This is a genomic window from Flavobacterium nackdongense (assembly GCF_004355225.1).
Lineage (GTDB): Bacteria > Bacteroidota > Bacteroidia > Flavobacteriales > Flavobacteriaceae > Flavobacterium > Flavobacterium nackdongense.
On record NZ_CP037933.1, the window covers coordinates 467,695 to 489,264 of the forward strand.

Consider the following 21,570-nt stretch of genomic DNA (forward strand, 5'->3'; position numbering starts at 1 on the left):
AATGACCAAAAATGCCATAATCATCACTGGAATTGGAATCGTTGTTGGAGCAATTGCAGGTTATTTATATTATTTTTATGTGGGATGCGCATCTGCTACTTGCGCCATAACGTCAAAACCTTTGAACAGTAGTTTGTATGGAGCTGCAATGGGCGGATTAATTTTTAATATGTTTATAAAATCACCAAAAAAGTAATAGTATTTTAACCAATTTAAATCTAATTATCATGAAAAAAAACATGGGTACTACAGACAAAATTATTCGTATTCTTATCGCACTTGTAATAGGTATTTTGTATTACACAGGAACTATTAGTGGCACAACCGCATTAATTTTAGGCATATTTGCCGTGATTTTTGCCATAACTAGTCTAGTGAGTTTTTGCCCACTTTATCTTCCATGGGGAATTTCTACTTGCAAAAAGAAATAAATGATTGACAAACAAATAAATAAAGACTTGATATTAAGAGAAAGACTGGCTTTGCAAAGAACTATCTTAGCCAATCAATCGACTTTCTTGGCTTTTCTGCGAACTTCAATGTATTTTTTTATTGCTGGTTTAAGCTTAGAAAGTTTGCTCAAAATCGAGAACAGTTTTATTATTGAATGGTTCCTATTTATAAGTTCTTTCGTGATTTTTTGTGTTGGTGTGTTCAATTATTTCAAACATAAAAAAATGATTCTCGATAACGAAAAACATATTGGAGATTATAAAATGCAATATGATGAACAATGAAAAACGATTGGATCAAGAGTATTGGGAAACGCAATATAAAACCAATGCTACCGGTTGGGATTTAGGCAAAGTTTCCCCGCCAATAAAAGAATATATTGATACATTAGAAAACAAGAATATCAGTATTTTGATACCGGGTTGCGGTAATTCTCACGAAGCAGAATATTTAGTAAGCCAAGGATTTACCAATATTACACTTATAGACATTGCACCATCATTGGTCAATAAACTTCAGAAAAAATTTAAAGATTATCCCAATATTACAATCGTTTTGGGGGATTTTTTTGAGCATAAAGGCCAATATGATTTGGTTATTGAACAAACTTTTTTCTGTGCTTTGCCACCCACAATGCGAGAAAAATACGTGGTAGAAATGCATAAAATTTTAAAAGAAAAAGGACTATTGGTTGGTTTGTTGTTTAATAAAACCTTTGAATCAGGACCTCCTTTTGGTGGAAATAAAGCGGAATATGAGCAGCTTTTTAAAGATTATTTCGATTTTTTGAAATTTGATATTTGTTATAATTCCCTCAAAACAAGAGCCAATTCCGAATTGTTTATTGAGTTTCAGAAAAAATAAGAGTCCTATTGAAAAGTATTTCGTTTGGAATACTTTTTTTATTTATCTTTGTTAACCAAATGGTTAAACCATATAGTTAAATCGCAATGACAACCGAAGAAAAAATATTCAATGCTGCTAGAATCATTTTCCAAAAGAAAGGTTTTGCAGGAGCTAGAATGCAGGAAATAGCCAATGAAGCAGGCATCAACAAAGCGATGTTGCATTATTGTTTCAAGAATAAAGAATTGTTGTTTCAGGCTGTATTTATGAATGCTTTCAGTCAATTGGCGCCACAAATCAACGCCATATTTAAATCAAACGACTGCGTTTTTGATAAAATCAGGAAGTTCACTCACAGCTACATTTCGTTTGTAATGCTGAATCCCTATTTGCCCCAATTTATAATTCAGGAAATGAACAACAATCCGGATTTTGTAATGACATTTTTAAAAAATGAAAGCCGACCTGATCCAACATTATTAATTGCCCAAATCGAAAAAGAAATCGCCGATGGAATCATAAAACCCATCCATCCGAAACAACTTTTGATGAATATGATTTCGATGACGGTTTTCCCTTTTGCCGCACAAATGATGATTAAAGGAATGTTGCAAATTTCAGATGCTGAGTTCCACACGATGATGGAAGAACGAAAAACCAGCATAGCCGAACAAATTATAAATTCTATAAAAAGTGAAAATTTAAACCATTAAGAACATTAAGTTTTATTTAGTAAAAACCATTTAATTCGCTCAATATCTTAATGGTTCAAAAACAAAAAAGATGAAAAATTAAACCATTCTGAAAGTTAAGTTTCACTAAGTCAAACCTGCTTAATTCTCTTAATGTTCTTAATGGTTCAAAAACAAAAACAATGAAAAAAATATTTAAAATTGCTTTTTTGTTAGTCGTTACAATCTCAAATGCACAGCAATCTTTGACTTTGGAAGAGTGTTATGCTTTGGCCAATAAAAATTATCCAATTGCCAAACAAAAGGAATTGTTGCAACAAAAATCCGATTACGAAGTCGAAGCTTTGCAAACGGGCAAACTTCCCAAAATAGATTTGGTTACCCAAGGAAGCTATCAAAATCAAGTGACCGCGATTCCAAATCCATTTCTTGAACCCATAAATAAAGACCAATATAGAGCCAATATTGATGTCAACCAACTCATTTATAACGGTGGATTGATTGATGCCAATACCAAACTAAAAGAAGCACAAACCAAAACCCAACAACAGCAGGTCGAAGTCAATTTATACCAACTCAAATCTCGAATAAATCAACTGTTTTTCTCCATTTTATACTTGCAAGAGCGAAAAGAAATCTTGATTTCAAAACAAAACCAATTGCTTTCAAAAATCAAGGAAGTCAAATCTGGAATTCAATATGGTGCGATTCTACCTGCTTCCGAAAAAGTATTGGAAGCCGAAAACTTAAAAATCAAACAACAACTTTCGGAAATACAGTTCGATAAAAAACGCTTGTTCGAAAATCTTTCTTCCCTGACATTCACTACAGTTCCTGAAACGGCCATTTTGCAAAAACCAATTGTGATAACTGACGAATCATCTCAAAACAATCGTCCCGAATTGAAATATTTTGAATTTCAAAACCAACAAATAGAAGCTTCGAAAACTGTTATTTCTAAAAATAATTTGCCTAAAATCAACGCTTTTGGAATTGCAGGATATGGAAATCCAGGATTGAATATGGTCGATAATTCGTATCAACCCATTTTGATGCTAGGATTGAGAGCCAATTGGAATGTATTTGATTGGAACAAAACTAAAGCAGAAAAAGACGCATTAACGGTTTCTGCCGATATCGTGGCGACTGAAAAAGAAACCTTTTTGCTCAACAATTCTTTGCAATTGCAGGAAATGAACAACGAAATAAAGAAATCGGTGGAAATCATCAAAACCGATACGGAAATTATTGGATTAAGGGAATATGTCGAAAAATCGGCTAATGCCCAATTGAAAAACGGCGTGATTACCACTTCCGAATATTTGGTGGAATTCACGAATTTATACGAAGCCAGAACGAATCAAAAATTACACGAAATACAATTGGATTTGGCTAAGTCGAATTATCAAGTAGCTAAAGGAAGCCCCCTAACCCCCGAAGGGGGAACCAATTAGTTTAACTAAATTATTTGTAACAACCATAATCAACGGTTTCAACCGTTGGATTAAAAAAATGAAATAATGAAAAAAGCAATCACATTCCTGATACTTGCAAGTTTATTTTCCTGCAATAAAAACAACGACAAAGCCGATGGTTATGGGAATTTTGAAGCCACTGAGGTTACGATTTCGGCGGAAGCCAATGGAAAAATCGAATATTTAAAACTCGAAGAAGGGGATATTTTGGAACCTAAAACACAAGTTGGTCTAATAGATACAACCCAATTGTATTTCAACAAACAACAATTGTTAGCATCTAAAAGTACCGTATATTCCAAATCGACCAACGTTTTGTCGCAAATCAACGTCTTGCAGGAACAACTCAAAACTACTTTAATCGAGAAAAAAAGAATCCAAAATATGTTTGCCGAAAATGCTGCCACCAAACGCCAAGTGGATGAAATTGACGGGAAAGTGAACGTTATTGAAGAACAAATAAAAAGCGTACAAACCCAGAATGCGCCTATTGTGAACGAAGTAAAATCCATCGATGTTCAAATTGAAAAAATCAACGACCAAATCCAGAAAAGCAAAATCGTTAATCCGATAAAAGGAACAGTTTTATCCAAATACGCTGAACCCAACGAAGTGACTGCTTTCGGAAAACCCATTTATAAAATCGCCGATATTTCGGAAATGACTTTGCGGGTTTATGTCAGCGAAACCCAATTGTCGAGCATCAAAGTGGGGCAAAATGTGAGTGTAAAAATTGATTCTGACAAGGAAATGAAATCCTATCCAGGAACAATTTCTTGGATTGCTTCCTCGGCTGAATTCACTCCAAAAGTTGTTCAAACCAAGGAAGAAAGGGTAAACTTGGTTTATGCCGTGAAAGTGAAAGTAAAAAATGACGGCAGCTTAAAAATAGGAATGCCAGCCGAAATGTGGATTAAAGAATGAAAAAATCTAAAGAAATCTAAAAAATCTAAAAGAGAAAATTGATTTTTGAAATTGCCATTGAATATGAGTATAATTATCCAAAACATCTCCAAATCCTACAACAAAATCAAAGCGGTTGAAGGCATTTCTTTTGAAGTAAAAGAAGGAGAATTATTTGGACTAATTGGCCCTGACGGAGCAGGAAAAACAACGATTTTCAGGATTTTGACGACACTTTTATTGGCCAATGAAGGCTCGGCAACGGTGGCTGGTTTTGATGTAGTCAAAGAGTATAAAGCCATTCGAAATTCGGTGGGGTATATGCCAGGGAAATTTTCTTTGTATCAAGATTTATCAGTGGAGGAAAATTTGACTTTTTTCGCGACGATTTTTGGAACAACGATTTCAGCAAATTACGATTTAATCAAGGATATTTATGTTCAAATCGAGCCTTTCAAAACCAGAAGGGCAGGAGCACTTTCGGGTGGAATGAAGCAAAAATTGGCCTTGTGTTGCGCCTTGATTCATAAACCCAAAGTCTTGTTTCTCGACGAACCGACAACAGGAGTAGATCCCGTTTCGAGAAAAGAATTTTGGGAAATGCTCAAGAGATTGCAGCAAACAGGCATCACCATTTTGGTTTCTACACCCTATATGGACGAAGCGGCTTTATGTGACCGAATCGCTTTGATCCAAAAAGGGAAAATCCTGAAAATAGACAGTCCCGAAAACATCATCAAGAAATACGACAAAACAATTTATGACATTCGAACCGAAAATATGCACCAACTGATTCTGGATTTGAAGGATTATCCGAGTCAATATAGCGTTTATGCTTTTGGGGAATTCATTCATTATATTGATAAAAACACCGATTTCAATAGTAAGGATTTAGCAGAATATTTAATAGACAAAAAACATCAAGAAATAACGATACAACCTGCAACCACAACAATTGAGGACGTTTTTATGGATTTGTAAAATTTAGTTGAATTTTGTCATCCCGACAAAGGAGTGATTTCATAACGAGAGCAACAAATGAGATTCTTCCTATCGTCAGAATGACAAATAATAAGAAAAAATCTGTGAAAATCCGTATAATCTGTGTCTCAAATAATTTGTGATAATTTGTGAAATTCGTGTCTAAAAAATGAACAAAGAAAAAATCATAGCAGTTCAAAATTTAACCAAGCAATTTGGCAACTTTACTGCAGTCAAAAGCATTTCTTTTGAGGTCTATAAAGGTGAGATTTTTGGGTTTCTGGGTGCTAATGGTGCCGGAAAAACTACGGCTATGAAAATGCTTATCGGGATTTCGAAACCTACTTCTGGAGAAGCTTTGGTAGCCGGTTTTGACGTGAAAACCAATACCGAAATGGTCAAACGAAGCATTGGTTATATGAGTCAAAAGTTTTCGATGTATGACGATTTAACGCTAAAAGAAAATATTACTTTTTTTGGTGGAATATATGGATTGAGCAGGAATCAAATCAAGGAAAAAACAGCAAAATTAGTTCAAGAATTAGGGCTTGAAGAATTGATTGATAAACTAGTGGGTTCCTTGCCTTTGGGTTGGAAACAGAAATTATCTTTCTCCGTGGCATTGTTGCACGAACCTAAAATTGTCTTTCTCGACGAACCAACAGGAGGCGTTGATCCCATTACAAGAAGGCAATTTTGGGAAATGATTTATGCCGAAGCCAATAAAGGAACCACCATTTTCGTGACCACGCATTATATGGACGAAGCCGAATATTGTGACCGAGTTTCGATTATGGTCGAAGGAAGTATTGAAGCTCTCGACACGCCTAAAAACTTGAAAGCAAAATACAATGTGAACTCAATGAACGAAGTGTTCTTGAAATTAGCGAGAAATGTTGAAGCCCCCTAACCCCCAAAGGGGGAACAGAAATGACCTTCGAGACTTTGTGTCTTCGTGGCAAATAAATACAATATGAAAAGATTCATCGGTTTTGTAACAAAAGAATTCTATCACATTTTTCGTGACAAACGAACTATGTTCATCCTTTTTGGGATGCCCATTGCACAGATAATGCTGTTTGGTTTCGCGATTACCAACGAAATCAACAACGTGAATATTGCTATTTTGGACAAGGCGAAAGACAATGAAACCCAGAAAATAATCAATAAAATCAGTGCTTCTAACTATTTTAAAATCAATGATGCCATTACCAATGAAAACCAAATTGAAAGCGTTTTCAAAAAAGGAAAGGTAAAAGCCGTTTTGGTATTCGAAACCGATTTTATCAAAAATCTGCAAACCCACAAACAAGCCAAAGTACAAGTAATTACGGATGCCACCGACCCGAATATGGCCAACACGATTGCCAATTATGTCAATGCCATTTTGCAGAATTACACCCAGGAAATGAATAAAAACAACAAGCCGAGTCACCAAATACAAACGCAAACCCAACTCTATTACAACCCCGAATTGAAGAGTGTTTTTAACTTTGTGCCAGGAGTGATGACTATTATTTTGATGCTCGTTTCGGCGATGATGACTTCTATTTCTATTACTAGGGAAAAGGAATTGGGAACGATGGAAGTGCTTTTGGTCTCGCCTTTAAACCCCTTTCAAGTCATCATTGGTAAAGTCTTTCCGTATGTATTTTTGTCCATCATCAATGCCACGATTATCTTGCTGTTGGGCTTTTTTGTGTTCAAAATGCCTATAGAAGGCAATCTTTTTTTATTGGCGTTCGAAAGCATTTTATTTATTATTACAGCTCTTTCTTTAGGGATTTTAATTTCGACTATTGCCAATTCGCAGCAAACCGCAATGATGATGTCACTAATGGGATTGATGCTGCCTGTAATTATACTTTCGGGTTTTATTTTCCCTATTTCGAGTATGCCAATGCCGTTGCAAATCATAAGTAATATTATTCCTGCCAAGTGGTTTATCATCATCATCAAAGCGATATTGCTCAAAGGAGCAACAGTAAGCGTAATATGGAAAGAAACACTGATTCTTATAGGAATGACGGCGTTTTTTCTTGCGGTAAGTGTCAAGAAATATAAGATAAGATTGGAGTAAGCCCCCCAACCCCCAAAGGGGGAGTTGAATATAGAATGAAGATAAAATAAAATAAACTAAGAGTAAAATTCGCGACAATCTGTTAAATCCGTGTCATCATTGTACCATTTATGAAAACAATTTTATTCATCATCCAAAAGGAGTTCAAGCAAATCTTTAGAAATAAAGCAATGCTTCCTATTATTTTTGTTTTGCCCTTGGTGCAATTGCTTATTCTATCGAATGCGGCGAGTTTTGAAATCAAGAACATCAAGTTTTCTTATGTTGACAACGATCATTCGGTAGCTTCAAGAGAATTAATTTCGAAATTTGAAGCGTCCAAATATTTCAACATCATCAAAAGTTTTTCATCCAAAAAAGAAGCCGATTTACAGATGCAAACCGGAAAAGTGGATGTCATTCTCGAGATTCCCAATCATTTTGAACGGGATTTAATTACCGAAAATAACACGAATTTATCAGTCAGCATCAACGCCATCGATGGTGCGGCGGCAGGAGTGGAGAGTGTGTATATTTCTCAAATCATCAACGGTTTTAACCAAAAAATCCAAACGCAATTGTACCAATACAATGATGCTTCTTATGTTCAGACGGTGAATATTGTCACGATTCCATCGTTTTGGTACAACAATACGCTGAACTATAAGACTTTTATGGTTCCGGGAATCTTGGTTTTGCTAGTCACGATGTTGACGCTTTTTCTGTCTTCGATGAATATTGTACGCGAAAAAGAAATGGGTACTTTGGAACAAATCAACGTGACGCCCATTCGAAAATATCAGTTTATTATTGGAAAATTGTTTCCGTTTTGGGTTTTGGGATTGGTGATTTTGACCGTAGGATTAACTATTGCCAAAGTCATTTTCAGCGTTCCTATTTTAGGAAGTATTGGTTTGATTTACTTTTTTACTTCGATATATTTGTTGGTCATTCTCGGCATAGGATTAATCATTTCTAACTATTCCGACACACAGCAACAAGCGATGTTTGTGGCCTGGTTTTTTACCGTTATTTTCATCTTAATGAGCGGATTATTTACCCCCATCGAAAGTATGCCTCAATGGGCACAAAATATAACTTTGTTCAATCCCATCCGCTATTTTGTAGAAATTATTCGGATGGTGATGCTCAAAGGTGCTACGTTTTCAGATATTTCGAGACCGTTTATTATGATTGCTTGTTATGCGATTGTATTGAATGGAATAGCGGTTTGGAGCTATAGAAAAGTGAATTGATTAAAGTACAAGTAGCGGAGCAATTATACCAAAGCTTAGTTGTCCGCTGGAATAATCCACAGCGTTGAATTGAGTTTGGGCATAGGAAGAATAATTGTATTTTTTAGCAATATAACCTACATAAAACTTCAGATTTAAATCAGAAAAGGGCGTGTATTCCATTGTTGGAATTATACCGTATGAAGTTGCTAAACAGTCGCTTTTGTTTGGATCTGGATTTCCATTCCAATACGAATTATTGGCCATTAAAGTCAGCAGTACATCTACCTTGGGTTGAATTTTATATTCGGCCCGAATCCAATTGTCGATATAAGTTACCTCCTGAGCGGCATAAGGATGTTGTTTTTTGATGATGTTCGATACCACACATTTTTGGTCTAAATCTTCGTTACTGTATTGAAAATCATAGTACAAGGTCAGTTTTCCAGTCTTGAATTTATTACCCAAAGCCAGATAATTTCGGTTGCAATTTTCGGCATCTATAAATCGAGCAGCACTGTAAGTTGTTTCCAGTTTGGAATCAAAAAGATGGCCTTTCCAGTTGGCTACGATACTCAAAGGCGTTTTTGTGGCTACAATTCCGGGAGGTGCCGTTGTACCATATTGCTCCTGAAAAGTTTTTGTTCTTGCATTTAAAACTTGAAAATTAAATGTGTTTTTACGGTCCTCCAATGAATAGGTGAAAGCAGCACCCACCTGAAAATTATCTGATTTATCATTGATAACATTATACGATAATATCTCAATGGGATTGATCAAAAGTTCATAACCACCCCAATCTCCAATCATTTTTCCCAGAGTCAATTTGGTTTTAGGTGTCAGTTCTATATTCAAATAAGCCAAATCAACAGCGCGACTCAGATTATCAATCGTAGTAGGATCAGGGATTTTGGTATAACGGTTCCGGAATCTAAAATATACTTTATCGTGAATTTTTCCCTTAATTTCAAAGCGAAGTTGATTTACTGCAAATTGAGAACTCATCAAATCGCCATCCACAAAACAATTATCAAAACCCATTCGAGTATTGAAAAGTACATCGACCTCTTTCAGAATTGTAATTTTTGAATCTGGAATTATAGGAGGCATTTTGATGATAGATTCTTGTGGTTGCTTTTGTCCAAAGGAGAACAGCGACGTTAACAGCAAGGCAAAATAGAAAAAATAGTTCTTCATTAGTAATTTTTGTTGCAAAGACAGTACTGCATTATTCCCAATGCATTCGTACTGAGTACAAATTATTTAAATTTTGGTGTTTGTATCGAAAGTCACTTTTCCGGTTTCAATATCGTACAAAGCCCCAATAATTTTGACTTTTTTTGAATCGTAGAACGCTTTCAAAATTGGTTCAGATCCTTTCAAATAAGTTAGACCGTGTTCAATATTGGCATCAATAGCTTTATCGAGATGTAACTCGAGATGGCTTTCCAGATTTTTTTCTTCTTGTTCGCTTTCGATGTATTCAATTATTTTTTTGATGTGATCGAAATGCTCGTAATGTCCTTCAGATTTGATGAATGCTTTTATGGCGCCGCAATCTTTATGTCCCATCACCACAACCAACTTGCAGTCTAAATGTTCGACAGCATACTCAATACTTCCTAATTCATAGTCTCCCATCACATTTCCTGCGGTGCGAATCGAGAAAATATCGCCCAATCCTTGGTCAAAAACCAATTCGGCAGGCACGCGTGAATCGGAGCAACTGACCACAATGGCAAACGGATGTTGTCCTTTTTTCAGTTCACGCAATCTCTCTAGTGTTTCATCGGGATGAACGGGTTTTCCGGCGGCAAATCGTTTATTTCCTTCTTGGAGTTTTTGTAGTGGAGAGAATTTGGATTCATCGTTAGTTTTCGTTTGAGTACAAGAAATGAACACGCTAATCAACAATCCATAGAGTAGACTTTTTTTCATGATTATTTTATAAAATTAAAACACCAATAAGTCCATCTGAAAAAGTAGACAATCCTATTTTTGTTTACGACACAACAAAATTAGGAACATGAAACCGCATAAATATTGACATTTATCATATTTTGAAGCCTATTTCAGTTTCAAACGATATCGTTAATATCTTGTTATTTTTATTCAATGTAACAGTTGTTGCATAAAAAACAATTGAGTTCAATTAAGGAAGAAAATTAGCAGTCAGCAGAACTTTTTAAAGAATATCTTAGGTAGTAATTAAGAGTTAGGAAACTCCGCAGTGTAGTTCGATGAATAGACCTATTCTGTTTTGGCAGCTTGGACGAGTATGATTTTATAAACAGTTCAAATGTTCCTCCTAGATAATAATAAAATAAACCAGGTTTTTGGCTCGCATTAAAATCCTATTTATTTTGCAAACTATTCAATACTTTTTTATCAATCTTGGCGGTTACACTAATATTTGAACCAACTAAGTCTGGGATTTCATACACCACAGAAAATCCCATAATCATTGCCGCTTCTGGTTCCTTTAGTTTGAATTCTGACTCTAGCCACCTCGTGAGGTCTGTTGTTGCAATTTTCATCGCTTGGTCTAAAGTGGCTGCAATGCCAATACTTTTAATAAAATCATTTGATTCCACTCTTGGAATATGGTATTTATTTTTTACTAGTTCAACACTAAATTGAATATCCATTGAAGTTTCCATTGCATTTCCAGTCAATTCGCCATCCCCTTGAGCAGCATGCCCATCACCAAAATACAAATAGGCACCTTGAACCGAAATGGGTAGATATAGCGTTGAGCCGTCGGTAATCGTTTTTTCCTCCATATTTCCACCAAAATTACCTGAATCTCTGGATGAAACACCTGTCCCTAAACTTGAAGCAACTCCTACACAGCCCAGAAATGGTGTCAAAGGAATTCTGTAGTTTTTTAAACCATTGGAAGGACTTTCCATTTTTAAATAGTTGTTTTTTGTATCTATTAGCCAAGAATTGTCTATTCGTTCATTTTTTTTGTTTGATAAATAGCTCGTTTCTAGTGCGTTTTCAACTATATTTCGCCCACTAAAAGCCCAACCTCGGTTTGTTTTTACAGAAATGATTTTTATGGCAATAATGTCACCTGGCATCGAGTTTTCAATGTAAAAAGGTCCTGTTAAAGGATTGCCTCCCCAAGTTACTTTTTTGGAGTTTTTATCTGTACCGCTGGCATCGACAGTTGAAGTGCTTACCGTGTCGCCGGAAACTAAATTTAGAACTGGCTTTTCTAACGAGGAATAGTTTCTACAAAATTGAGTTGGCTCATAAAAATAAGATTTAGGCTTCTGGTTCTCAGTTTCTTTTAGAGCCTTCCATTTTGATACCGTCCCTTCTTTATCTATAAAAGTCCCTTCAAGTTTAGTGTTGGAAACAAACTTTCCTGTGTAGTCAAAGTCGGCAATTTTAAATTTAAAAACATCCCCAATTACAGCACCACAAAAATTTTGTCCAAAAAAAACGCCGCAAAACAAATCATTTTTCTTTTTTAATTCAACACGCTGTACAATGTCATTATCCCCTAAATTGAATTGCCAAATCCCGGAGTAATCATTAGTATTGGTTTTAAAGCCAAGGAAACTTAGTTTTACAGATGTATCATTTTCTTTGTCTGTTAAAATGATATTGGGCTCAACACCTGTTTGTTTAATATCATTACCTTTCATAGCAAAAGCTTCTTGCGCAAAATTAGCAATGAAGATTTCAGTCTTTTCTGGAAAGGAATAGCTCTTTATTTCAAAGGGTTTCAGATCACTAACTCTCGTTTGACTTTTACCGTCAGGAGTATAACAAATTAAAGCTAAATGGTAAACGTCTTTTGAGTCGTTTACAAAGTTTATTTTGATATTTTTCTGACTATATACCAAGGCTTGAATAAAAAGTACAACTAAAAGTATTGATTTTTTCATAGTAAATTAAGGTGTTTAGAATTTCCTTTTTATAAGCATGTTAGAAGAAGAACTCAAGACTTTCCCCAAAATGCAACTGATGTTTTTTTTTAAAATAAATGCGTCATATAATTTGATATTCTCAAACTGCCTACTCAATATTGACTCTAAAACAGCACCTGTAAAATCCTGTTTTAGTTTTGTATAGCAGGGTTGTATGGGGTTTTCCAAAAATAGTTGTCATCAGGACTTTTTTTAGGTTTACATAGGTATTAAAAATTACAATTTTTTAATGCTATTTTTTTTCGATTATGATTAATGTAGCAGCTTTTTTGTTTGGATACCAATTCGCTAGCGAATTTAATTTTTTTTTCTACCATGTTGAGATGCTGACTAAGGATTAATTATTTCCATATTTTATTTTTTAATTCAAAGCCGACTCCAAAATGAAATTGAGTTGGCTTTAGTTATTTTGAAATAACCGCTCTTTTAATGAAAAAAGATAGCGATAATAATTTCAATCGCAATCAAAATGATAACAATCCATTCTAGTCGCGAACTTTCTCGAACGTTGAGCACATCGGTAAAAAGAGTCAAATTATTTTCGACAATTTGAAGGCGGTAATCCAAGTCTTTGAAACGGGTATTGATGTCAAAATTAACCTTGAGTTGCTTGTTCAACAGGTTCAATTCTTCGTTATCCCAAACTAAATTGGGGTCATCTAAGATGTATAAATTATCAACAATACTGTTTTTTACATTCAATACTTTGCCAATATATTTAAGTAAATTTATTTTAGAAATACTCAATTTTCCGTGATGTTCCAATTCTAAAATATAGTGTTTTGATGAAGTAATGAGTTCGTCTGTCAAGACTTCGTAATATTCTAAAGCTACCGATTGTCCGATATTGAGCATCACAATTCGTAACAGTGACGAATCTATTTTCGCAACGGTAACAAAATCGTTTTTAACCAAAATCTTGTTTAAATGCTCGTCTGTATTGATTTTGTACTGTTCGGATAAATCCAAATCAACAATTTTGGTTGCATAATTTTTTATGAATTGAATAAATTCACTTTTAGATATAGGATCAAAATTAGCGAAAACTACAACGCCATAATCGAATACATACAAAAAGCGATTGGTTTCTGTGAGCGCATAAAAAACCTCAGAAGTGGAGCCAGAAAAGGCTTCGGCACGAAACTCGGAGCGAAATTTCTTGATATTAAATAATTCGGCAATTTGTAAGGCTTCGAGTTGAATTTCCATAGCAGAAAGTTTATTACAAATTTAACACAAATAAATTGTACTGAGCGATTGTAATAGCCATAAAAAAACCGAAACTGAGTTTCGGTTTCTAAAAGTATATTCTTTATTAAAAGTCTAATACAACATTTGCGTTAATACAGAGGCCGACGAAGCCGATTTAGGCATAATCCCCAAAAGTGAAGCATATTGAGTCGCATTGACAATTCCTTTCATTTTTGATGGAAATAAATTTCTAAGTCCAGTCATTTTCGAAGCGTATCCTGCCTTATCGGTTAGCGAACTAGGCAAAATACTTTTCTTTTTGTTCAATATTTCATTGACCAAGGAGTTTACAGCCGGTTTTTGAGCCTCTGTCAATTTCAAGCTAGGAGAAAGTAGCCCCATTACTTGATTGGATATTCCAGCAACATCAAATGATTTTACTGCTGAGGATGTGGCTTGCGAAGCAGCAGCAGATCCAGCGGCTTTAGTAAGGTCGCCCATACTTTGCGCTTGAGTGTAACCAAATCCAGCCAAAAAAAGGCTGAGCATAATTAATTTCTTTTTCATAAAGCGTTAGTTTAAAATTTTTGATAAATATAGTTGTATTTGTTTTTCGTGCTACTCATTTTAATACTATCTTAAGGTTAATTTTGAAAATTATAACATTTACTTCGTAAACTGTTATTTTTTTATACTTTTGAAAGACTTAAAAAAAATCAATTTCTATGACTTTCGACAGCAAGGACCTTAGCCACTTACAATTATTAGATTTATATAAAAGGTTACTGAAACCAAGACTTATCGAAGAAAAAATGTTGATTCTGATCCGCCAAGGAAAGGTTTCTAAATGGTTTTCTGGTATTGGCCAAGAAGCTATTGCTGTGGGTGTTACAGCAGTTTTGGATGCAGATGAATACATCTTACCAATGCATCGAAACTTAGGTGTTTTTACCGGAAGAGATATTCCGTTATACCGACTTTTTTCGCAATGGCAGGGTAAAGCCAATGGTTTTACCAAAGGTCGGGATCGTAGTTTTCACTTTGGCACACAGGAATTCCACATCATCGGGATGATTTCGCATTTGGGTCCGCAATTGGGCGTTGCCGACGGAATTGCATTGGCGAATAAATTAAAACAAAACGGAAAAATTACGGCTGTTTTTACTGGCGAAGGAGCCACAAGCGAAGGTGATTTTCACGAAGCATTGAATATTGCTGCTGTTTGGGAATTGCCGGTGCTATTCATCATCGAAAATAACGGCTACGGACTTTCGACACCCACAGACGAACAATTTCGTTGTGAAAACCTAGCCGATAAAGGCATTGGTTACGGAATGGAAAGCCATATTATCGACGGAAACAATATTCTTGAAGTCTACAATAAATTATCGGAATTGAAAGCATCGATGAAAGTTAATCCGCGTCCCGTTTTATTGGAATTTAAAACTTTTAGAATGCGGGGTCACGAGGAGGCGAGTGGCACTAAATACGTTCCGCAAGACCTGATGGATACTTGGGCGATTAAAGATCCTGTAGAAAATTACAGAAAATTTTTATTCGAAAACAGAATCCTTACCGAAGAATTCGACAGCAGTTTACGCAATGAAATTAAAGCGGAAATTGATGAAAATTGGGCTCTTGCCAATGCAGAACCGGAGATCGAAGCAACTTACGATGAAGAATTAAATGATGTTTATAAATCACATCAATATCAAGAAGTTAAACAAGCTGATGAAGTGAAAAATATTCGTTTCATTGACGCCATTTCCAGCAGCTTAAATCAATCGATGGAACGTTATGAAAACTTGGTCATAATGGGGCAAGATATCGCCGAATATGGAGGTGCATTTAAAATTACTGATGGCTTTGTTGCGCAATTTGGAAAAGAGCGCGTTCGCAACACACCCATTTGCGAAAGTGCGATAGTTTCGGCAGGAATGGGATTGTCTATCAACGGTTACAAAGCGATTGTCGAAATGCAGTTTGCCGATTTTGTTTCCACAGGATTTAATCCGATAGTCAATTTATTGGCCAAATCACACTACCGTTGGCAAGAAAAAGCCGATGTCGTGGTTCGAATGCCTTGCGGAGCGGGAACGCAGGCGGGACCTTTTCATTCGCAGACCAATGAGGCTTGGTTTACTAAAACGCCTGGTTTGAAAGTGGTTTATCCTGCCTTTCCTTATGATGCCAAAGGTTTGTTGAATGAAAGTATCAACGACCCCAATCCAGTTTTATTTTTTGAACACAAGCAATTGTACAGAAGCGTTTACCAAGACGTTCCAACCGATTATTACACCATTCCGTTGGGAAAAGCGGGTTTACTGAAAGAAGGAAATCAAGTTACGATTATCGCTTTCGGTGCGGCAGTACATTGGGCATTAGAAACTTTGGATAAGAACCCAAAAATATCAGCCGATGTTCTGGATTTGAGAACCTTACAACCTTTGGATACGGATTCTATTTATGCTTCTGTAAAGAAGACCGGAAGAGCCATTATTTACCAAGAAGATTCTCTTTTTGGTGGCATTGCCAGCGATATTTCGGCATTGATTATGGAGAATTGTTTTGAATATTTGGATGCTCCAGTACAACGTGTAGCGAGTTTAGACAGCCCAATTCCGTTTACCAAAGCCTTGGAAGACCAGTATTTACCGAAAATGAGGTTTGAGATAGCGTTGTTGGAGTTGTTACACTATTAAAAGTTATAGTCCGGAATTATTATATAATAAATGAGCCATAGCGATTGTTATGGCTTTTTTTGTGGAAAATGAGGATAGTTATCTTTCTTTTTCTAAAAATGACACTAAGGTGGTTTATGTTCTTGGGGTGGAGTGAGTTTTTTGATGGGACGCTGATGAAACGGATGCTTTGCAACGCAGATTAAGACTGATTTTCTATTTCTTTGGATTAAGATATAACCACACGAAAGGATTCGTGCGGTAGCGTGGGCAAAAGTTAAAAGCGAATGCCCTTTTAATCTTAAAGGCTAATTCATTGAATGAAAATTTTCCTTACTTTTGTAATTGTACAAGCAATAAAGTATTTATCTAAAAATATTAAAAATGGAAACCTTATCTATTGACATTCTAACTAAAAAACTTAAAAACGCTCCTCAAAGTGTTTTAGAACGTGTTATTGGCTATGCCGATGCCTTATTGGAAAGCCAAGAGGACCATAGTTTTGTGCTATCTGATGACCAAAAAAAAATACTCTTGAAACAGAATAATGTTCCCCTTGAGGATTGCACAGAGGCTCACTTGGTTTATGAAAATTTAAAAAATAAATATGGCTTATAAAATTATGGTAACTCCTGATGCCATTCAAAACATTGATGATGCCGTTTATTTTTACAAAAAAGAAGTTTCAGATAGGGTAGCCAAAAAATTCATTGACCACTACAAACAAACTTTTAAAGACATTTTAAAAAATCCCTATTTTCAAGTTTTTTTTCAAGATTTTAGAGGTAAACCTATGAAAAAGTTTCCTTATATTGTTTTTTACACGATCGACGAAAGTTTAAAAATTATCTTCATTAAAGCGGTGTTTCATACCTCCCAAGACCCTAAAAAATATCCTAGTATGTAAACGTAAATTCGCAAATTATATCAATTGTATAATTTGCGGATTTGCATCTTTTTTTGGACGAAATTTTTGGTTTTTGTTAAGAAAGTAATAACCTTCAAAAAAAACTCGCCATAAAATCAGCTCATTATAAAAAAATAGTAGTATTTTTGAATTAAGAAAATTAAGATAATACCTATCGCTTTTACACAGATTGGTATTTCAATGAATGATAAATTGGACTTTAAAATTTTCTTGGGTTACCCATATTTTTGTTAAACTTTAAATCTATTAATATGGTAATTTACGGCTCCATCTTGGCCTTGATACTAATTGTCATTGTTGCCAAACTTTTAATTTCAAATTATAATCCTCAAGCAGTACTTCTTTTTAGTGGTTTGTTTATGTTGTTTTTGGCCTTAATTCTAGGATTTAAAATGCCGGAACTTGCAAAACCGACCGGTTCTGGTTTTTTTGATGTTTTCGAATATATAAAAATAGCCTTTAGTGAAACCAATGCCAATGTAGGATTGCTTATTATGTCAATAGGAGGATTTGTGGCTTATATCGAAAAAAATGGTGCTTCTGATGCCCTGGTTTTTTTAGCATTGAAACCATTGAAATTGATGAAAAAATATCCCTATATTTTAGCATCGATGGTGATTCCAATTGGTCAGTTTTTGTTCATCTGTATACCTTCGGCGGCAGGATTAAGTTTATTGCTAATGGCGTCAATGTTTCCTATTTTAGTTAATCTTGGTGTTAGCAGATTATCCGCTGCATCCGTCATCACGGCAACCACAGCGTTTGGCGTTGGTCCGGCGTCAGTGATAACATCGAGGTCCGTAAAAATTCTAGATATTCCAGCGGTTAGTCACTTTTTCGACAATCAAATTCCTTTATTGATTCCGTTGATTATTACTTTAATGATCACTTTTTTTTATGTGAATCGCTATTATGACAAAAAAGAAAAAGTGGAAACCACCGTTCCGTTAGAAGAGAAAGAAATTGAACTAAAGGTTCCGGTGTATTACGCCATTTTGCCTATTCTTCCGCTTGTGATTTTGTTAGTTTTTTCGGAATTGTTTTCCTTTTTTGAAACCCCAATTCATTTAGATACGACTACAGTAATGATTATTTGCGTTTTTGTTGGATTGTTGATGGATTTAATAAGAACGAAAAAAGTTAAAACTGTCTTTGAATCTTTGCAAATCTTTTTTAATGGAATGGGCGACATTTTTAAGTCGGTGGTGACTTTGATTATTGCTGCCGAGATGTTTTCGAAAGGATTGATTAGCCTGATGTTTATTGATGGTTTGGTTTCAAGTTCTCAAAGTATTGGACTGGGTGGAATAGGCATCAGTATTGTAATGTCCTTAATGATCTTTTTTGCTTCGGTGCTTATGGGAAGCGGAAATGCAGCCTTTTTTGCATTTGGTCCGCTAGTTCCAAAAATAAGTACACAAGTTGGCGTAAGTACAACCTCTATGATTTTGCCGATGGAATTTTCAGCTTCGATGGGTCGAACCGTTTCGCCCATTTCGGGTGTGTTAATCGCGACGGCAAATATTGCAAAAGTTTCTCCTTTTGAGATTGCAAAAAGAAATGCCATCCCATTCGGAATTGTATTTTTGGTTATGATAATTGTTCATTTTATACTGTAATTTATGCTAAAATTAATTAAGAATGCCGATGTTTATACCCCCGAATCGATTGGGATAAAGGACATTTTGGTGGCTGGAGAAAAAATCGTCGCAATTGAAGATAAAATTGCTGATTCAGACCTCTATTCACAAACTATTGATTTAAAGGGGAAAATTTTGACACCCGGATTAATCGATCAGCACGTGCACATCACGGGAGCAGGAGGGAAGCACGGTTTTGGGTCGATGACACCCGAAATTATGCTCAGCGAGTTTATTTCTTGCGGAACCACCACTGTAGTTGGATTATTGGGTACCGATGGCAGCGCTCGAAGCATCAAAACACTTTATGCAAAAGCAAAATCATTGGAAACCGAAGGATTGTCGGCCTATATTTTTACCAGTTATTTTGGTTTGGATCCTGTAACCTTTACAGAGTCTATTCAGGATGATATGATATTTATAGACAAAGTGCTTGGGTGTAAAATCGCCATCAGCGATGAGCGGTCTTCCTATCCACAAGATTTAGATTTGCTTCGCCATTTAAAACAAGTTCGAGTGGGCGGTTTAATTGCTGGAAAAAAAGGAATTTTACACATTCATTTGGGCGGTTTGAATTCTAAATTAGATGTTTTATTGCGTTTGGTGAAAGAGTATGAATTCCCAATCGAGCATATTTCACCCACCCACGTTGGAAGAACTTTACCACTTTTTGAGCAAGCCATAGAATTTGCCAAACTCGGCGGTATGATTGATATTACTTCAGGTGGAACAAAATATACAGATCCATATAAATCGGTTTTGTATGCGCTTGAAAAAGGAGTTTCTATTGACAAAATCACTTTTAGTAGCGATGGAAATGCCGGACTTGGCATCACCGATGAAACCGGTAAAACCATTGGGTTTAAAAAAGCGCCAATTCATCACAATCTGGAACAAGTGGTATTATTGGTAAAAGAAGGTAAATTGCCTATTAGCGAAGCTTTCAAATTGATCACCATCAATCCAGCCATCAATTTAGCATTGAAAACCAAAGGACAGATTAAGGTCGGATTCGATGCTGATTTTTGTGCATTCAATGCTGATTTAGAACTTACCGATGTTTTTTCGAGAGGAAAAGAAATGATGAAGGATAAGGAAATATTGGTTTTTGGAAATTTTGAAACAAAAAAATAATTTATTCAAAAATGAAAATACTATGATTAAATCTAATAAATCGTTTTTATTTTCAGTGCTATTCTGTTTTATTCTAAGTGCAAGTTCTTGGGCTCAAGAGGATGATTTGCAAGATGAAGAAAAAACCTATGACACCGAAAATCAAGACAAAATTTCTAAATACGATTTCGACAAAGTTGAATTGGTTCGTATTAAAAAGAATTATAAAGTAGGGGATGGTCTCACCTTTATTACAAAAACAGGAAACTTAAACATTACGCAAAGTGTGCAAACCTTGTACAATGTGGCGACTCCTGACGATTTCGAATCCTATTTATCAGAGTTTCGCATCCGTAGGGCCAGGATGAAAATGAGCGGAAATGCATTCGATAAAAAAATCTATTATCGTATACGTTTGGATTTTGCCGCAAATTATCAAAGTCCCACTTCGGGTGATCGCTCGTACAATCCTGTTTTACAAGATGCTTATGTCGAATATAGACCAACCTCCAATCAGCGGATTAGCTTAGGGCTTCGAGCTGATTACATCGATACTCGCGAAATTCGTTTTGAAGGTGAGGTACTAGGATTTGTAGAACGAAGTCCGATTCCTGGGGCGTTCGACGCCATTTTTGATTATGGATTGCGCTATTCTGCGAGTTTCAGAGTGTATAATAAGCAACTGATTAAACCTTATGTGTCGATTACTACAGGGGAAGGAAATGCCGCATTATCGCAAAATTTTGGTGGCCTTAAATATGGTATTCGTTTGGATTATTTACCCTTTGGAAGTTTTTCAAAATTAGGAGAATTTTATATGGAAGACCGCGCTCGCGAAAACAAACCCAAATTGGTTATAGGCGGAATTTATAGTTATGCTGACGATGCCTCCTCTGCCAAAGGTGCGAATGGTGGACGATACATTTATGGCGATATCAATCAAAAAGAGATGTATCCGGATTACATCAAATATGGGGTAGATTATTTGTTTAAATACAGAGGTTTTTATTCCATTGGAACAATAGTAAAGACGGAAGCTAAGGTTCCAACAGGAATCGCGGGCGAATTTAGCCTCAGTGGAAACTTTACCCCATACACCAATCAAACGCCCCAACAAATTGAAGATAAAGTCCTTTCTAGATTAAACTTAGGATACGGATACAATGTACAAGCGGGCTATCTTTTGCCTTCAGACTTAGCATTTGGTTTGCGATATTCGCATCTAGTCCAAGATGAGAAATCGGCAGCGTTTACTGCGTATGATAATTTCTATACCCTAGTGACCACGAAGTATTTTTCCGGAAATTCTTTGAAACTGCAAGGAGAAATAGGATATCAAGAATATACAGTTCCTACACCATTGGCCAAAGGAAGTTATTTAGCCCAATTAATGTTAACCATAGAATTGTAAATACATACCTTGTAAATT

General features: G+C 35.6%; 22 protein-coding genes. 17 read left to right on the forward strand and 5 right to left on the reverse strand.

Going from position 1 to position 21,570, the window contains the following annotated elements:
* The first annotated feature begins 1 nt into the window (after window position 1).
* From E1750_RS01830 to E1750_RS01880, 11 genes are all read left to right on the forward strand, one after another.
* A complete protein-coding gene (locus tag E1750_RS01830) occupies window positions 2-196 on the forward strand; it encodes a DUF6132 family protein (protein ID WP_133275120.1) in 195 nt (64 codons plus the stop codon).
* 31 nt (window positions 197-227) lie between these two features.
* Window positions 228-431: a YgaP family membrane protein gene (locus E1750_RS01835; RefSeq protein WP_133275121.1), complete on the forward strand. Its 204-nt coding sequence runs from the start codon at window positions 228-230 to the stop codon at window positions 429-431.
* Window positions 432-737, forward strand: coding sequence for a DUF202 domain-containing protein (locus tag E1750_RS01840; protein ID WP_133275122.1), 306 nt, complete (start codon window positions 432-434; stop codon window positions 735-737).
* The gene (locus tag E1750_RS01845) at window positions 724-1,317 is read left to right on the forward strand and encodes a methyltransferase domain-containing protein (RefSeq protein WP_165697993.1); all 594 of its coding nucleotides are present in this window, start codon (window positions 724-726) and stop codon (window positions 1,315-1,317) included. Before E1750_RS01840 ends, E1750_RS01845 begins: the two co-directional genes overlap by 14 nt.
* 86 nt (window positions 1,318-1,403) lie before the next feature.
* A complete protein-coding gene (locus tag E1750_RS01850) occupies window positions 1,404-2,012 on the forward strand; it encodes a TetR/AcrR family transcriptional regulator (protein ID WP_133275124.1) in 609 nt (202 codons plus the stop codon).
* A 161-nt stretch (window positions 2,013-2,173) separates the two neighbouring features.
* Window positions 2,174-3,445, forward strand: coding sequence for a TolC family protein (locus E1750_RS01855; protein WP_133275125.1), 1,272 nt, complete (start codon window positions 2,174-2,176; stop codon window positions 3,443-3,445).
* A 66-nt stretch (window positions 3,446-3,511) separates the two neighbouring features.
* Window positions 3,512-4,390: an HlyD family secretion protein gene (locus E1750_RS01860; RefSeq protein ID WP_133275126.1), complete on the forward strand. Its 879-nt coding sequence runs from the start codon at window positions 3,512-3,514 to the stop codon at window positions 4,388-4,390.
* 63 nt (window positions 4,391-4,453) lie between these two features.
* The gene (locus E1750_RS01865; RefSeq protein ID WP_133275127.1) at window positions 4,454-5,350 is read left to right on the forward strand and encodes an ABC transporter ATP-binding protein; all 897 of its coding nucleotides are present in this window, start codon (window positions 4,454-4,456) and stop codon (window positions 5,348-5,350) included.
* Window positions 5,351-5,519: 169 nt separating this feature from the next.
* Window positions 5,520-6,260 (forward strand): ABC transporter ATP-binding protein, encoded by a 741-nt coding sequence (locus E1750_RS01870; RefSeq protein WP_133275128.1) that lies wholly within the window; start codon window positions 5,520-5,522, stop codon window positions 6,258-6,260.
* Window positions 6,261-6,323: 63 nt separating this feature from the next.
* Window positions 6,324-7,430, forward strand: a complete 1,107-nt coding sequence (locus tag E1750_RS01875) for an ABC transporter permease (protein ID WP_133275129.1) — start codon at window positions 6,324-6,326, stop codon at window positions 7,428-7,430.
* A 110-nt stretch (window positions 7,431-7,540) separates the two neighbouring features.
* Complete coding sequence (locus tag E1750_RS01880; RefSeq protein WP_133275130.1) at window positions 7,541-8,665, forward strand: ABC transporter permease; 1,125 nt, start codon at window positions 7,541-7,543, stop codon at window positions 8,663-8,665.
* Here E1750_RS01880 and E1750_RS01885 read toward each other — a convergent pair whose 3' ends face one another.
* From E1750_RS01885 to E1750_RS01905, 5 genes are all read right to left on the reverse strand, one after another.
* The gene (locus tag E1750_RS01885) at window positions 8,666-9,841 is read right to left on the reverse strand and encodes a porin (protein ID WP_133275131.1); all 1,176 of its coding nucleotides are present in this window, start codon (window positions 9,839-9,841) and stop codon (window positions 8,666-8,668) included.
* 66 nt (window positions 9,842-9,907) lie between these two features.
* Entirely contained in the window at window positions 9,908-10,582 is a 675-nt protein-coding gene (locus tag E1750_RS01890) for a carbonic anhydrase (RefSeq protein ID WP_133275132.1), read from the reverse strand.
* Between the two features lie 416 nt (window positions 10,583-10,998).
* The gene (locus E1750_RS01895; RefSeq protein ID WP_133275133.1) at window positions 10,999-12,546 is read right to left on the reverse strand and encodes an acetamidase/formamidase family protein; all 1,548 of its coding nucleotides are present in this window, start codon (window positions 12,544-12,546) and stop codon (window positions 10,999-11,001) included.
* A gap of 468 nt (window positions 12,547-13,014) precedes the next feature.
* The gene (locus E1750_RS01900; protein WP_133275134.1) at window positions 13,015-13,797 is read right to left on the reverse strand and encodes an RMD1 family protein; all 783 of its coding nucleotides are present in this window, start codon (window positions 13,795-13,797) and stop codon (window positions 13,015-13,017) included.
* A 114-nt stretch (window positions 13,798-13,911) separates the two neighbouring features.
* Window positions 13,912-14,346 (reverse strand): hypothetical protein, encoded by a 435-nt coding sequence (locus tag E1750_RS01905; RefSeq protein ID WP_133275135.1) that lies wholly within the window; start codon window positions 14,344-14,346, stop codon window positions 13,912-13,914.
* Between the two features lie 158 nt (window positions 14,347-14,504).
* Here E1750_RS01905 and E1750_RS01910 point away from each other — a divergent pair, with 158 nt between their 5' ends.
* The 6 genes from E1750_RS01910 (at window position 14,505) to E1750_RS01935 (ending at window position 21,552) form a co-directional block, all read left to right on the forward strand.
* The gene (locus E1750_RS01910) at window positions 14,505-16,481 is read left to right on the forward strand and encodes an alpha-ketoacid dehydrogenase subunit alpha/beta (RefSeq protein WP_133275136.1); all 1,977 of its coding nucleotides are present in this window, start codon (window positions 14,505-14,507) and stop codon (window positions 16,479-16,481) included.
* A 363-nt stretch (window positions 16,482-16,844) separates the two neighbouring features.
* Complete coding sequence (locus tag E1750_RS01915) at window positions 16,845-17,078, forward strand: hypothetical protein (protein WP_133275137.1); 234 nt, start codon at window positions 16,845-16,847, stop codon at window positions 17,076-17,078.
* Window positions 17,068-17,367 carry a type II toxin-antitoxin system RelE/ParE family toxin gene (locus E1750_RS01920; RefSeq protein ID WP_133275138.1) on the forward strand — a complete coding sequence of 100 codons (300 nt, stop codon included), beginning with the start codon at window positions 17,068-17,070 and terminating at the stop codon, window positions 17,365-17,367. Before E1750_RS01915 ends, E1750_RS01920 begins: the two co-directional genes overlap by 11 nt.
* A 272-nt stretch (window positions 17,368-17,639) precedes the next feature.
* Window positions 17,640-19,007, forward strand: coding sequence for a C4-dicarboxylate transporter DcuC (dcuC, locus tag E1750_RS01925; protein WP_133275139.1), 1,368 nt, complete (start codon window positions 17,640-17,642; stop codon window positions 19,005-19,007).
* 3 nt (window positions 19,008-19,010) lie between these two features.
* A complete protein-coding gene (gene iadA, locus E1750_RS01930; RefSeq protein ID WP_133275140.1) occupies window positions 19,011-20,162 on the forward strand; it encodes a beta-aspartyl-peptidase in 1,152 nt (383 codons plus the stop codon).
* A gap of 22 nt (window positions 20,163-20,184) precedes the next feature.
* Window positions 20,185-21,552 (forward strand): porin, encoded by a 1,368-nt coding sequence (locus E1750_RS01935; protein ID WP_133275141.1) that lies wholly within the window; start codon window positions 20,185-20,187, stop codon window positions 21,550-21,552.
* The last annotated feature ends 18 nt before the right edge of the window (window positions 21,553-21,570 follow it).

What these genes read in the sequence shown, in the direction of transcription:
- E1750_RS01900 (WP_133275134.1), bottom strand. Translation starts at nt 13,797, where the DNA reads ATGGAAATTCAACTCGAAGCCTTACAAATTGCCGAATTATTTAATATC.
- E1750_RS01890 (WP_133275132.1), bottom strand. Translation starts at nt 10,582, where the DNA reads ATGAAAAAAAGTCTACTCTATGGATTGTTGATTAGCGTGTTCATTTCT.
- E1750_RS01865 (WP_133275127.1), top strand. Translation starts at nt 4,454, where the DNA reads ATGAGTATAATTATCCAAAACATCTCCAAATCCTACAACAAAATCAAA.
- E1750_RS01895 (WP_133275133.1), bottom strand. Translation starts at nt 12,546, where the DNA reads ATGAAAAAATCAATACTTTTAGTTGTACTTTTTATTCAAGCCTTGGTA.
- E1750_RS01840 (WP_133275122.1), top strand. Translation starts at nt 432, where the DNA reads ATGATTGACAAACAAATAAATAAAGACTTGATATTAAGAGAAAGACTG.
- E1750_RS01920 (WP_133275138.1), top strand. Translation starts at nt 17,068, where the DNA reads ATGGCTTATAAAATTATGGTAACTCCTGATGCCATTCAAAACATTGAT.
- E1750_RS01915 (WP_133275137.1), top strand. Translation starts at nt 16,845, where the DNA reads ATGGAAACCTTATCTATTGACATTCTAACTAAAAAACTTAAAAACGCT.
- E1750_RS01845 (WP_165697993.1), top strand. Translation starts at nt 724, where the DNA reads ATGATGAACAATGAAAAACGATTGGATCAAGAGTATTGGGAAACGCAA.
- E1750_RS01875 (WP_133275129.1), top strand. Translation starts at nt 6,324, where the DNA reads ATGAAAAGATTCATCGGTTTTGTAACAAAAGAATTCTATCACATTTTT.
- E1750_RS01835 (WP_133275121.1), top strand. Translation starts at nt 228, where the DNA reads ATGAAAAAAAACATGGGTACTACAGACAAAATTATTCGTATTCTTATC.
- E1750_RS01935 (WP_133275141.1), top strand. Translation starts at nt 20,185, where the DNA reads ATGATTAAATCTAATAAATCGTTTTTATTTTCAGTGCTATTCTGTTTT.
- E1750_RS01905 (WP_133275135.1), bottom strand. Translation starts at nt 14,346, where the DNA reads ATGAAAAAGAAATTAATTATGCTCAGCCTTTTTTTGGCTGGATTTGGT.
- dcuC (WP_133275139.1), top strand. Translation starts at nt 17,640, where the DNA reads ATGGTAATTTACGGCTCCATCTTGGCCTTGATACTAATTGTCATTGTT.
- iadA (WP_133275140.1), top strand. Translation starts at nt 19,011, where the DNA reads ATGCTAAAATTAATTAAGAATGCCGATGTTTATACCCCCGAATCGATT.
- E1750_RS01830 (WP_133275120.1), top strand. Translation starts at nt 2, where the DNA reads ATGACCAAAAATGCCATAATCATCACTGGAATTGGAATCGTTGTTGGA.
- E1750_RS01850 (WP_133275124.1), top strand. Translation starts at nt 1,404, where the DNA reads ATGACAACCGAAGAAAAAATATTCAATGCTGCTAGAATCATTTTCCAA.
- E1750_RS01880 (WP_133275130.1), top strand. Translation starts at nt 7,541, where the DNA reads ATGAAAACAATTTTATTCATCATCCAAAAGGAGTTCAAGCAAATCTTT.
- E1750_RS01885 (WP_133275131.1), bottom strand. Translation starts at nt 9,841, where the DNA reads ATGAAGAACTATTTTTTCTATTTTGCCTTGCTGTTAACGTCGCTGTTC.
- E1750_RS01855 (WP_133275125.1), top strand. Translation starts at nt 2,174, where the DNA reads ATGAAAAAAATATTTAAAATTGCTTTTTTGTTAGTCGTTACAATCTCA.
- E1750_RS01910 (WP_133275136.1), top strand. Translation starts at nt 14,505, where the DNA reads ATGACTTTCGACAGCAAGGACCTTAGCCACTTACAATTATTAGATTTA.
- E1750_RS01870 (WP_133275128.1), top strand. Translation starts at nt 5,520, where the DNA reads ATGAACAAAGAAAAAATCATAGCAGTTCAAAATTTAACCAAGCAATTT.
- E1750_RS01860 (WP_133275126.1), top strand. Translation starts at nt 3,512, where the DNA reads ATGAAAAAAGCAATCACATTCCTGATACTTGCAAGTTTATTTTCCTGC.